At 34.5% G+C, this 15,325-nt stretch carries 4 protein-coding genes; all 4 read right to left on the bottom strand.

Annotation, left to right across the window (positions count from 1 at the left end):
* Positions 1–25: 25 nt before the first annotated feature.
* A complete protein-coding gene (locus LBV24_RS09990) occupies positions 26–4,879 on the bottom strand; it encodes a T9SS type B sorting domain-containing protein (protein ID WP_224478506.1) in 4,854 nt (1,617 codons plus the stop codon).
* Between the two features lie 135 nt (positions 4,880–5,014).
* Entirely contained in the window at positions 5,015–9,841 is a 4,827-nt protein-coding gene (locus tag LBV24_RS09985) for a T9SS type B sorting domain-containing protein (protein ID WP_224478505.1), read from the bottom strand.
* Positions 9,842–10,077: 236 nt separating this feature from the next.
* A complete protein-coding gene (locus tag LBV24_RS09980; RefSeq protein ID WP_224478504.1) occupies positions 10,078–11,859 on the bottom strand; it encodes a gliding motility-associated C-terminal domain-containing protein in 1,782 nt (593 codons plus the stop codon).
* 35 nt (positions 11,860–11,894) lie between these two features.
* A complete protein-coding gene (locus tag LBV24_RS09975; RefSeq protein ID WP_224478503.1) occupies positions 11,895–15,284 on the bottom strand; it encodes a T9SS type B sorting domain-containing protein in 3,390 nt (1,129 codons plus the stop codon).
* Between the last annotated feature and the right edge of the window lie 41 nt (positions 15,285–15,325).

The raw sequence follows: 15,325 nt of genomic DNA, 5'->3' as shown, positions 1-15,325 counted from the left end.
TACGATAAAGAAGGCTCTAAATCAATTATCGCCTAAGCGCAAAATGTCCTTTAATTTGGAAGGTTACACCGTCTTGTACAACATCAGCTATATACCAATAATCGCCTGCTGGCAGAGGCATACCGTTAAAAGTACCATCCCATCCTATTGAAGTGTGGTCTAACAATTTAATTACTTTACCAAAACGATCAAAAATCTGGACTTTTGTTCCGGGAAGTGTTGCAACGCCTGTGATATGCCATGTATCAAAATCGCCATCATTATTTGGTGTAAGGTGTTTTGGTGTATCAATTACTAATACTTCTCTGGTCGTACGGTCACAACCGTTTCTATCAATTACTGTAATAGTATTGTAACCAATAGGAACATCATTAAATACATTTGAAAATTGAGGAACACCATTGTTTAAAATATACATATAATCACCAATACCATTAATTGTAATGGTAATATTATTTGGATCTGAAAAATCGATAGTTTCAACAAAATCAATGATTGCAGATTCAGACTGGGTAACATTGAAAGTACTTGTATTTTGACATCCAAAGGTATTGGTTACAGTAACAGAATAACTTCCAATATCATCTATTTCAATACTTGACGTCGTGGCATTAGTAGACCACAAATAAGTGTCACCAGGATTATTGGTTTCAGCTGATACTAATAAAGGTGAATTGTTTAAGCATAAAACTTGATCCTCAATTGAGACAAAAGGTATTTCATTTAAAATTATTTGAAAACTGGTTACATCAAAACATCCCGTAAGATCATTTTCCAATCTTGCAAAAATATAATCTTCATTTGTAGCTAAATATTCAGATTCTAAACTATTTAGGTTTTGAGTTGCCTCATCTTCCGTTGTATGATAGCTAACGGTAAATTGGTTTTGGTCCTGTCCGTTAAGGATACTTGCAGTTTGAGATGTAAGATCAACTATTTGAAGTCCGTCTGTATCTTCATCACATTCTATAATATCATTAGGTTGGTATGCTATTGGGTTAGTTGTTACATTTAATGTAAAGGGATAAACAATATAACATTTGGTTGTACTAAAAGATATTCTCGCATATATAGATTCTACCGTATTTGAATAGATATAGTTATAGTCTAATGGATTTTCATTTGCGTCAGCATCATTTACATTGGTATGATATGAGATATTTACATTGAAATTGAAATCAACTAAAAGATCATTTATATCTTCCAAATTAACTGCATTCGATTCATTTTCGCAGATATCGAAATTCTGAATATCATTGACCTGAGGAGGTAAGTTAATGTTAAGATCAAAAGGAACAATAATAAAACATCCGGTAGATAAATTCCTAACCTTCACATAAATGGTTTCACCTTCATTTGTATTTATATATTGTTCGGGTGATAATATTGTGTTAGTCTCATTTTCGGCATCATTTTCAGATCTATAATACTCAAAAGCAACATTGTACTGTCTTCCGTCGAGAATGTCTAATTCTATATCTGTTAAATCCCATTCCAAGTTGGTATTATTATAATTGGCACATTGTGTTAACGATTGATTGAAATTAACATCTGGAAGGTCTAAAATATTAATACTAAAAGTTTCAATATTATAACATCCAGATTCGTTGTTTTCTATTCTTACATATAGTTTTTCGGGATTACTTGTACTAGTGTATGAGAGATTTACAGAATTAGTACCAAGATATGCATTCAATTCTGTTGTATGAAAAGTAATGTTTAAATCATTCGGACTACCATTATTTATTTCAGCAATTTTTTCGTTTAAATTTATTAAATATGGTCCATTTCCATTTGTTCCACAAACTGGTATATCTGAAGGCATATTATAAATTGGTGCCTGCCTTACCTCAATTAACATTGGGGCTATTGCAGCACATGTGTTTTGGTTTTCATTTTCAATTCTTACATAAATTGTTTGAGGATTAGAGATGTTTTGATAAGGTATCGATTTATCAATTGCGTTTGTATTGCTTAGTGCATCAGCTTCACTTTCAAAATAAAAAACCTCCATTCCTACCTGTCCGTTTATTATTCCTGTTTCACGTTCTTCAAAAATAAAATTAGCATCTTCGTTTATGTCTAATTGGCAACTTATAAAATCTGGTAAAGGTTCAACTTGTGGATTGTCAAATACCCTAACTTCAAAATCTACAATGGCAAAACAATTTAAATTTGGACGCTCTAATCTCACATAAATATTTTGAGTTTCAGAGTTATAATTTGTAGGATTAGTAATTTCATTACGGTCGCCATACGCATCATCAAAAGATGTGTAAAAGGCAATTGAAAACTCATCTAAACCAGAAGAAATTGAAGGTAATACATCTAAGAGATTCAGAGTTGTAAAGCCGTCCTGATCTTCATCACAAACAATTATAGGATCAGGGGATTGAAAATTTAGACTTTCAACAATATTTATATCTAATGTAGTAATCCAATAACAACCAGTATTACCATTAATTACTCTTGCAAAAAACTGCTGTGAGTTACCAGCAACATTATAAGTTTGTGTAATTTCATTTTCATCATTATTTGCATCGTCAAATGATTGATAAAATTTTACTTGAGGCGAAGGTGTATTCTGAACCATTATATCTCTATAATATCTCAGGTTAATTGTTGTGGTACCATCCTCGGGATTATAGTTCCCACAGGCATCAGCAGAACGCGGTTCTAACGTTGGGACATCGTTCAGCCTTAGAGTAACTGAGGAGTATTCAGAGCACTCGTTATTATAATTTATTCTGATATATAACTGAGTATCTTGAGTGTTCACATTAAAAGGAACATTCGGGTTTACCTGGTTAACATCATTTAGCTGGTCTTCTTCACTTAAATAATAGGTTAAAGTTATATCACCGTAATTATCTAATAATTCTTCCGTAACATTTGCTATGTCAAAATCATAAATACCATCATTTGAGGGATCATCACACCGGTTAACAACTGCATTGTCACCTAATATATTATATGTAACATTTTTATGAAGTTCTAAGGGAACTACTGAGGTGCAATATCCGCCTTGTTCTGCAACAGTCATATAAATTGTAAGTTCCGGATTTGAAAGGGTAATTATAGGATCTCCAACAAATAGAAAAGCATTGGTTTGTGAAAGTGCATCCTCTGCTGAAGGGAAAAAGTTCACTCTAGGATCGGGTATCCATTCTCGTATTTGGTCAATGGCATCATTTAAATAAAAAGTTTCTTCGACTATATTGTAATTCTCATCAATTGCTGTGCATTTATTAATAATAATTCTTTCGTCTCCAACATAAGGACTTTCGTTAAACTCCATGGTAAAAGGCACTACAGAATGGCAAGCATTAAAATCATCTACAACCCTGGCATAGAGCACTTCAGTTTGAGTAGGGTAAGGGTAAGGTGACGGAATTGCGTTTTCCGCTAATTGAGCTTCTTCTTCTGTATAGTGAAAGGTAACTGTTCTGTTAAATTCATAATTAGCAACCCAAAAATCATAAAACTCAAAATCAACTGCAGATATTGATGGTATATATAATTCCTCACATACTATAATTGGTTCAATTTCTAGAGTATTTGGTGCTGACTTTACCATAATGTCGAAAGTACCAATTTGAAGACAACTGTCGTCTAAACTTTCTATTCTGTAGTAAATGGTTTCAAAATCTTCAGAATTTTGATAAATACCATTTATAGGGCTGTTATTGTTTTCTGCATCTTCGAGTGATGTGAAGTAGGTAATGACATAATTGGTAGATGGTAAATTATCATAAATCTCATCATTTCTTACAGTGAAATCAAAATCATAAATCCCATCGCTTGGCGCAGGATCACATACAACCATTTCTGAGATTGGTTCTGCCTGATCAAATCCTAGAACTTCAATTTCAATAGAATCGCTTAGGGTACATGTACCTCCTTCGATAGGTAATGTGATTTCTACATCATAAATGCCACTTTCAGTAATTAGTAATGAATCCTCATTTGCACCATTTATTATAGAACCATTTTGGTACCATGCATAATCTGCCTGATTATTATTAATATTTGCTTCTAAAGTTAGTGCATTACCACAAACTGCTTGATCTGGACCTAAATCTATAGCATCACCAAAGCTATCTGCTTCAATGAATACTGCAGAATCAAAGCGCTGATCAATATGATCTGCGATTACGAACTTTACATGATATGTCTCTCCAGGAACAACATTGGTTGAGGCTGTCAAAACTGTTGAACTGGCATTAAAATTTGAACCTACGGGATCGTAACCCAAGAAATAAGGTTCGTTTTGTGCTTCACAAAAACCATCGATTGCTGGTCTGATTGTACTAGTACTTATCTCAGTAAGTGTGTTGGGTACTAATGCAATATTGGTATATGGATCATCTGTGTTTGCTGGCTTAACCAAAATAGCAAAAACATCCCTAAAATTACAGGGATAATCTTGTTGGTACTCCTCAGATGCAAATAAATATTTAAAGGCAATAAAACTATTAGATGCTACTAAATCAAATTCTATGGAGGTTGCATTTAATGTTTGGTCAATTCCTAATACATTTAACACATCAGGGTCAGTTTCCCAATTTAATTCTCCTTCACTTAATGATTGCGGAATAAATGAATTGCCTGCAGAATTGACGCTCCCAGTAGATAAAATAAGACCACTGGAAAGTGGAAAGTTGGATGATCCTCTTTCGAAGAATCCATAGCTGTTTATGTTATTTACTTGACCATTTATATTTGAGGAAACGTTAGAGGTTAATACACAACTTTCACCAACGAGGTTGTCTATTAGTTGTTGAAGTTGAAGTGAATTATCTGTAGTAATTTGCTGCGCAAAACCTACAAATAAGTGCGCAAAAAAGAAGAGAAATATGTATGCACTTTTCTTTTTCATTAAGATATCTTCCTAAAATAATAGCAATAAAGAGAGTTCTTTATCCTTCTTTTTTGGAGTTAAAGATAAGAAAATGAAAGGAAAAGGATGATTTTAATTAGTGGCTTTCACGTTTTAGAAAATGATAAAAATGAATTATCGTCTTAGTGAAAAATGACCTTTAACTTCAAAGGCTTCATTGCCTTGTTGAATTTTTGCAACAAACCAATAATCACTTGAAGGCATTTTATTTCCGTTATAAGTTCCGTCCCATCCTGGAGTGCTTGATCCTAGTTGTTTGAGAAGTTTACCGTAACGGTCAAAAATGTAAACTGTACTTCCAGGTAATGTCTCAATACCAACAATATGCCATGTGTCAAAATCACCATCGTTATTTGGCGTCATGTGTTTTGGTGCGTCTATAACAATAACTTCTTCGGTTACTTCAGAACAACCGTTAAGATCTATTACGGTAATGGTATGATAACCTAGGCCGACATTTTCAAAAATGTTCGATTCTTGTGGCTCAAAATCATCTAATTGATATAAATAATCTCCAATACCACTTACGGTAATTGTAATGTTATTAGGATCTGAGAAATCAACAGTTTCAGTAAATTCAATATTGGCGGCTTCAGATTCAGATACATTAAAAACTTGTGTGTTTTCACAACCAAAGGTAGTTGTTACTGTTACCCAATATGTACCAACATTATCAATCTGTATTTCTGGAGTAGTTTCTCCTGTTGACCATAAGTATTGATCATTTCCAACGTTTGTATTTGCTGAAACAATTAGAGGAAGATCATCCAAACAAATTACTTGGTCTGGAATATCTAATACTGGTAGAGGATTTATTACGACAGAGAATTGATCAACAGTAAAACACCCTGTGTTGTTATTTTCAAGCCTTACATAGATTACTTCACCATCGAAGGCAATATAATCTGTATCCACGGATGAGGTGTTACTATTTGCATCATCTTCGGTATTAAAATAGCTTATGGTGTATTGAGAAGGATTAAGTAGGCCAAGTATATCGTTATTTTGAAAAGTTAGGTCAAACTCTAGTAGTCCATCAAAATCATCATCACATGCAACTAAGTCATTAAGTTGACTTACTGAAGGTGAAGGGTTAACATTTAAATTAAACTCATAAATGGCATAACAGTGGGTTGTTGTAAATGCAACTCTAGCAAATATTGTATCAAAGTTCGTTTGATAAACATAATCTGTATCTAGTGGATTTGATTCTGATTCGGCATCAATTGCATTGGAATAGTAACTAAACTCTACATTGAAGTTAGAATCAGTAATAACAGAGTTTATTTCATTTAGATCAAAACTATTAGTGTTATTTTCACAAATATCATATACCTGAAAATCATTTACTACAGGTGGTAGGTAAACAACTAATTCTATAGGTACTGCTACGTAACAGTTTGAGATTGTATTCGTAACCTTTAAGTAAACAGTTTGTGGATTGTTGTTATTAGTGAAATTTTCAGGATCTGCAATTTCATTTGTATGATTTTCAACATCCGTTAATGATCTAAAATATGATATTTCAATATTATCTTGTCTAACATCTAGTATATCAAATTCAGCAACTGTCAAATCAAAAGTGGTCGATCCATCATAATTGGTATCACATTGTACGATAGGTTGCGAAGGATTGACCTCAGGTACTTGAATCACATTTACTTCAAATGATGTGATAGAATTACAAATTGTACCATTATCTATTTGAACATAAATCTGCTGTGGATTAACTGTATTTGTAAATTGTTCTGGTAATGGATTTAGTCCATTTTCAGCGTTAAATTGAGTAGTATAAAAAGTAACATTTAAATTATCTGGAATACCTTGAGTAATTTCATTGATTTTAGTAGAAAAATCGAAAGTTTCAAATCCATCATTTGATATGTCATCACATACAAACCAATCTGTTGGTATGTTGTAAGTAGGATTAGTTCCTACCTCGATTATAAAACTTGCAGTACCATAACAATCTTGATCAGTTAGGTTTTCTACTCTAGCAAAAATTGTTTGTGGGTTGCTTGTATTTTGATAGATTGAATTTTTGTTAATTGCATTAACACGATTATCTGCATCATTCTGGTTTAGATAATATAAAACTTGTTTACCCGTTTGGCCATTGAGGATTTCTGTGTCTTTTGTATTGAAGATAAAATCCCCTATTCCATCGCTACTGTCTTCACAAATCTTATAATTGCTAATTGGGTTAAAAACAGGAAGAGTGTTTACAATTATTGACAGCGTCTCAACTGAATGACAACCCGTAATTGTATTTTCAACTCTGACGAATATTGATTCTGTTTCTGCATTGTATGTTGCCGTATTGTTAATTGCATTTGTTCCGTTATCTGCATTCTGTTGACTATTATGAAAACTGATTGCTCGGTCATTGGTGTCGCTTACAACTTCAGAAATTACATTGTTTAAGTTAACAATTGAAAATGCGTCCTGGTTTTCATCACAAATTATAATAGGAGATGGCGCAGTAGTAATAGGTGCTTCTAAGACTGTAATTTCAAAATTATTAATATCATGACATCCTGTGTCTAATGACTGAATTCTTGTATATACTGTAAATGGATTTGATGTGTTTGTATAAAAATTTGCTAAAGGATTAGTATTGGACCTTGCATCACTTTGAGATAAGTAATAAGTTACACCAAAATTAGTCTGACCTTGAGTTACTTGATTGTCAAATTGAGACAAATTAATTGTTGTAAAACCGTCTTGATTTTCATCACATACTGTTTGACTAGGAATTGGATCAAATTCTTGTACAGGCACTAGTATAAGTTGAATTTCTGCTACATCCTGACATGTTGCACTTTCTAGTGCCAAATAAATAGTTTGTGGATTACTAGAAGGAATGAATGGCACAGACTGGTCAATAGCATTTATACCATTATCTCTATCGTCTTCTGTTACATAAAATTGCACCGTAACATCTTCTAGGTCATTAATAATTCCATCTGCTACATTGATCATATCAAATTCTTCTGAACTATCATTATCTACATCACATTGGGAGAAATCTCTAATATTCGTTCCAGTTAATAATAAATTGGTGTGTAATTCTATTGGAGTTATTGAAGCACAACCTGTAGCATTGCTTTCTACTCTAATAAAAACAATCTGAACATTTTGATCAATATTATCATAGTTAGTGCTATTGTTAATTGGGTTTATTCCAGATATTGCGTCCTCATAAGTTTCATGAAATGTAACAGTGATATCAGTTAATCCTTCCAATACTTCAGGAATTATTGTAGATAAGTCAAATTCTGAAAACCCATCATGATCTGGATCACATGCGTCAATGTAGTGATCGTCAGTATTAATAACAGGATTATCTAATACACTTATGTCTAAAGAAGTCGTGCTTAAACAACCTGTTTGAGGATTTTGTACACTAACATAAACTGTTTCATTCGTATTCGTATTAACGTATGGCATAGGTAATGGATTAATGCTATTTGAAGCATCATTGGCAGTACTATGATAAGTAACTACTAAGTTGTTTTGTCCATTAGTGATTTCATTGTCTTTGACGCTTAAATCGATCGTGGTATATCCATCTGCAGTTTGGTCGTCACAAACATCTAAAGGAGTAGGATCAATAATGTTTGGCAATTCATTGACTACCAAATTAAAGTCAGAAAACGCAAGACAACCATTATCCACATCCTCAATCCTCACAAAAATTGATTGAGGATTAGATGAATTTTGAATTGATCCTGAAATTGCATTATTTCCATTTACAGCATCAGCACCAGTAAGGTGATATGATATACTATAGTTTCCTGTGGGAACTGATCCAAAAACTTCAGAATCTTTTGTGCTTAAATCAAATGTTTCTATTCCGTCATTGCTTATGTCATCACAAATTTCATAATGTGAAATTGGTTCAGACGACTGCGTATTGCTTAATGTAATATTGACATCATCTTCAATGATACAAACACCATTTGGAAGTGGTATTTCAATTTCTACACTGTAATTACCTGATTGAACAGCATCAAAGGTTGGTGAGTTTGCGCCAGGGATAAGGGCATTATTAAAAAACCAAGTATAGGTTGCCTGAGAGTTTTGAATATCTCCATTCAGTAATATGCTACTAGCACATGTTTCAATATCATCACCTAAATCAACAGATGCATTAAAACTACTTCCTTCGATAAAAACTGCAGAATCGTAATTTTCATCAGTTTGATCTGCAATTACAAGTTTAATCTGATATTGAACATTAGGCTGTATAGAAGCAATTGCGGTCATTACAGTTGTTCTTCCGTTATAGTTAGTGTCACCAAGATTATAACCTTCAAAGTATTGACCATTTGAGGCATCACAAAAACCAACGATCTCATCATGCACAGTATTTGTATTTACAGGAGTAGATGTACCAGGAACTAATGCAATATTGGTGTAAGGATTCCCACTACCAGCTTCTCTAATCAAAAGTGCAAAACCATCCGAATATTGACATGGGAAATTACCAAAGTATTCTTCTGAGGCAAGTATATAATTAAATTGAATTTGATTTGATATTGAAACAAAATCAAATTCAATTGAAGTTGCATTTAATGTGCCTGTAATACCTAATGCTGTTTCAAGATCTACATCTGTTGTCCATGCATCATCACCTTCATTTAGTACTGCATTATTTTGTCCATTTCCTGCGGAAAGTGCATTACCTGTTGTAAGTACAATACCATTTTCAAATGGAAAAGAAGATCCAGCCCTTTCAAAATAACCATAGCTTCCTAAACCTGAAACGCTACCATTTATTGGAGATGATATGTTAGAAACCTCGACACAACCCTGAATAAGAGTATTTTCAACTAAGCTCTGTGGTGAAACAGAATTGTCTACAGTTATTTGTTGTGCAAAATTTATTGTACTTATAGTACAAAAAAGGATGAGGATAATGCGGTTAATGCGGTCCATATATTTCGGTTAAGCTAAAAGTGTAATTAGACTAGTTTGGGGCCAATACTTAATTCTACCTTTAATGTGCGCGGAAATTTAGATTTAAATTAGATAAAATACAAAAAAATACGATGAAATACATAAAACGTTAACATATTTCTCTTGAATAAAGAGGGAATCTTAGCCAAATGGTCTGTTTATTTCAATTTTAGAATTTAAAGAAGGAAAAAGAGTCTCATTAATTCTTATTCGTTTTAATAGTTGACATAGACCCAACCTACAAAAGATTCAAAATTTGGGTCATTTAAATTGAGAACATAATAGTAGGTGCCAACAGGTACAATATTTCCGTTCGCATTTATGCCATCATTTACAACACCAGACCATGGTTTATCATTATTACCTTTGAAGATCAGATCACCATATCTATTAAATATCAAGAGTTCATGTTCAGTGAATATATCATATAGCCCTTGTATATTAAACCAATCATTAGCATTGTCGTCATTAGGTGAAAATCCATTTGGTATTGTTGGCGGACAATTCTCGATATTCAAATTGAATTGATAAACCTCATAACATGGAGGACTAGATAACCTTACATAGACGACATCAGGAGCTGAGACATTATTGTAGTTGGTAGGAATAAGAATTTCATTGGATTGGTTTTCTAAATCATCTAAGTCCTTGAAAAAAGAAACGTCCTCCTCATTATAGTCTAATGATTCCAGTGCTTCAAATAAGTTAAAGGTTGAAATTTCAAGGCCTTCATTGCACTCAATTAACTCTGGTAATTCAATGATATCAGGAATAATGAGTAATTCAATATCCTCAAATGTGATGTTATTATCCTCATTAGTTTCAGTAATAATGCCATTCATAGTGCCATCATCATCAACAATGCCTATTATGGTTAAATCCGAATCAGTTCCTTCAGGTATTGTTATTATTGTAGAGTTACTCTCGCTTTCATTTATTTGAATATCGTTTACTGTTTGACTTTGTCCAATTAATAAACCATCTAGATAAAATGCAATGGGAGTATTAGCTGGTAGAATCGCTGTACTATTAAAATTATTTACAGTATAAAACAATTCTACACTATTATCACCACAGTTCACAATGCTACCATCTATACTCAATGTAGCATCAGGTAATTGACTGTTGAGTACAGTGATAATATTATTTATCATAACAAAATCTTGCCCAGATGTAAGGGTTATCGATGCAGAAGTATCTCCTATGGAAATGTTGTCTTGGATATTATAAACATCAATATCCATATTATAGAGGTCCATTGCACCTGTAAAAGAATTTGTGCCATTGAATGCATTATTAGCTGGATTTAAAGGTAAGTTACTAATCACATTGCCATTGATTGTGAGTTGTTCATTAACCGCTAATGAGCGATCACCTTCCCATGCAATAAATCCAATTTTGGCATCTTCATTATCTAGTACATTAAGATTGTCTAATGTTATATTTAGGATAGTTGGTACACTTTGTAAGCCATCATAAACATTTAGTTGATTTAGAGGTAAATTTTGGTCTTCATAAATAACCGTAATTGCCCACCCACCGAAATTTGTTCCTGTAGGACAATAGGGTGAAATTATACCGGAAAGATTGAAATCTGATACTGTATAATTTGAGTTTCCTTGTGAAATAATTAGCTCAGTAATATCGGTAAAAGCTGCAAAAAAGATTCGGTTTTCATCTAATGCGTCACTAAAGGTACGATCTGCTGTTATCGCTTCACCATTTAATAAAATATTGAAATCACCAGTACCAGACCCAGCCCAATATAAATAAGCGGCTACAATGTTTTGACTTGGTAATAAGTTTAAGGTTGCAGACGATGAAGATTGAATGGTACATGGAGTTCCTGGGCCATTTTCAAATACGTTTAATGTGTTTCCAATTGCTGTATAATCGTACCTTCCGTTAAATTGCTGAAAAAGGGTTACATCTTGTGCAAATAGGGGGATAGATACACCAAACAAAAGCAAAATCATTATGTATTGAATCGGTTTCAAGAACGATAGTTTGGTATAACTAAGTTACATATTTTTTATCGCTTTAATGTGAAGTGTTGTGTAAAGGTTCTGCCATCTTGGAGTTTAACCCTGAACCAATAGTCAGATGTAGGCATTTTGTTTCCGTTGAATGTTCCGTCCCAACCCGGTCCCAAGGGGTCTAGTTCTTTTATGAGCTTTCCGTACCTGTCAAAAATCAGGATCCTTGAATTGGCCTGGAACTGTTCGGTGATGCCATAGACCTGCCAGAAATCGTTCTTGTCGTCGCCGTTTGGCGTAAAGTACTTTGGGAAGCCGATGACTGAGACCAGTTCTTCGGCAATGCCGCAGTTGTTCCTGTCCCTTACATAAATGGTATATAGCCCTGGCTGGACATCGGTGAACAGGTTGCTTACCTGGTATGGGCCGTTGATGTTGTCAAGTGCATATTCATAGTCGCCCTCTCCGGAGACAAAAACGGTGATGGAATTGTTCCTTGTAGCATCTATTACCTCTATGTCCGTAATGGTTGCGATGTTTGATGGCAGTACGCTAATGGTCCTGTCCTTGAAACAGCCGTTCGCGTTGGTTACGCGTACCGTATAGGTTCCGGGCTGGTTTACTTCAATGGTTGTAGTGTTCTCTCCTGTTGACCAGTCGTAGCTGTAGTTGCTAGGTGAGTCGTTTATAACTCCTCCATCCAAAACAATGGTCTCCGGGAAGAAGTTGAGGCAGTATAGTGTTTCTGCCTGTGTCTCGATATTTGGAAGTTCGAAGACGGTTAACTCTACTTCGCTGATACCGAAGCAGACGTTGTTATTTTCTACCCTTGCGTAAATGGTCTGGTTGTATGCCACGGTATTGGTAAATGTGCTTCCCAATGGATTGTTCTCCACAAGGGCATCGTCATAGGTTTGGTAATAGACCACGTCAAGTCCTACCGGAGTACCGGCAAGTACAACACCGTCCGCATCGGATAGCTGAAAGCTTGTAAAACCGTCTTCCTGTCCATCGTCGTCGCATGCGGTGAGGCTGGCATCGTTAGTTTCGGTTAGGCTTACCTCCAAAGATACCTCGCAGAAATCGAAACATCCTGTGGAAGGATTGGTAACACGGGCAATGATTACCTGTGGGTTGACAAAGTTCTCAAAGGCATCGCCGTCTATAGGGTTGGATTCCGTATCTGCATCCGCTTGGGAGAGATAGTAATCCACATTTACCTGAGGGTTGCCACCCGTAATATCGTCGAGGAGTTGGTTGATGTTGAAAACGGTAAAGCCTTCGGGTATGCCATCCTCATCGCACTGCAATACCGATACATCGTTGGCTTCTGGGATAGGATTAACAATTAAATTGAATCCTCTTGTTCTAAAACATGCGGTATTTAATGTGTTTTCAGCTCTTATAAATATTGTTTCATTGAAGGGTTGAGAATTTACGTAACTTAATGGGACTGGTGCATTTCCCATGTCTGCATCATTTTGAGTTGTGTGAAATGTGACATTTATTTGAGAACTATCTTGAGAGCCAAGGACATCTGGAATTAAACTATTGAGATCAATTTCTGCAATGCCATCTGTTGGGTCTCCAAAACTATCGCAGAAAATTTCGTCATTAATGTTTGCAATCTGTGGTGTGTCAAATACTTCAATTTCAAAAGTATTTATATCAAAACAATTGGCATTATTTATATTATCCACCCTCACGTATATAGTTTGTGGGTTAGAAATATTGTTGTAGGGTAAAGCAATTTGATTTTCCTTGTTCGTAGCGTCTTCTAATGATTCATAATAACCTACAATAAATCTATTAGGATCTTGACCAAGCAAGGCCTCTTGATCTTTATTATTAAATGTAAATGCCGTAACACCATCATTTACATTGTCATCGCACAATGTTACATCAGTTAATGGGTTTGCAACAGGAATCTCAAAAATACCAACCACGGCACTTCCTTCAATTGGACATTCTCCATTATTAGGTTCTATAAAAACCTCATAGAAACCAGGTGTGTCTACAAATAAAAGCGGTTGGTTATTTCCTGCTATTGGTGTACCATCGAAAGACCATAAATAATCAGCACCAGGTAAATCGTCTGCTTGTAATGTGTAAGAATCTCCTGTACATAGTCTCAGCTCTGTTGTACTAATACCATTTCTTATAATATCGGTTTGAGAATTAAATAATGACTGAATAAAAGGTGGTAATCCGATCCTACTTGTATTTAGACCAACGGGATTTGTACTTAAAAACACACCTTGCTCATTATATATTACATTATTTCCATCTGCTTCTGGGTTTTCAATTACACCTAAGTAACGAGAAACATTATTGTCGCCTACAAAGCTGAATTGTGCTCTGTATATTCTTCTATCTATACCAAGTTGTAATGCACCTGCACTAATTGTGTTTGATGTGTGTATAACTTGCAGAGAATTAGGGATATCAGCACTTTCTAAATCCCATTGAAGAACTTGGCTAGTACCACCACCACCAGGCCCAAAACCAATAGTGGCGTATGCTTTTCTATTTTCTGCCGAGAATTCTACACCATATGGACTATTATTATTCTGGGCACTATAAATTTCTAATGGATTTGAGACAACTCCTGTATCATTATTAAAATCAAATAAATAAATTCCACCACCGGCATCTTCACTAAGAATCGTTGATTCTCCGAAATTTGCTGAAATAAGTTTGGTACCATCAGGAGAGGCTTTTAAATAACCCAAGGCATTTCGTCTATACCCTTCAATAGGAATATTTGGTCCAACTGTAGATATTACTGGAGTAGTATTTACGCCATTTTCATCTATTTTAAAGGCATAAAACGTGTCTCCAAAATGAGTCAAGACCCAAAATGAAGAACAATCATCTGCTCTTACAGCCGTAATTTTTTCAGAACATTTTAGTTCACTCTCAAGCTGATTCGTTGGGTCGTATGTTACTAATGGAATGTTTTTTTCTGTTGCATCAACAGCACCTAATCCACCATCATCTAGAATATTAATTCTTGAATACATAAAACCATCATTGATGCCATCATTAGCGCTCATAGTAGGAAATGCTGACGTATTATTATGATGTGGTTCGTCCACTGTGAATAAATAATAAAAATCAGAATCTTGGGGTTTTGGGACTATAAGACCGGATGATGTACTTGAATCGTCACCTTTAAGACCCGTACCATTAAGCATTACTTGATGGTTTCTGTTCCATATTGTACTACCATCAGAATAGAACAATAAATTACCATCCTCATCTGAAATGGAAGTACAGCCTTCCAACGTACTTAACTGTCCATCAGTAACTGCTGTTACCGTTCCCAAATCCGCATCAAAACGAACGCCTGCATTTTGGCCAAAGTACCAAAAGGAAGCTTCATTTTGAGCTAATAATGGTGCGTAAATAAATAGGAATAAAAACAGTAAACTTATTCTCTTCATAACATCTTTGGTGTGCAAGGCACAATAACATACTATTTAAT

Source organism: Winogradskyella vincentii (assembly GCF_020166345.1).
Taxonomy (GTDB): Bacteria; Bacteroidota; Bacteroidia; order Flavobacteriales; family Flavobacteriaceae; genus Winogradskyella; species Winogradskyella vincentii.
This window is presented reverse-complemented; position numbering and strand designations above follow the sequence as displayed.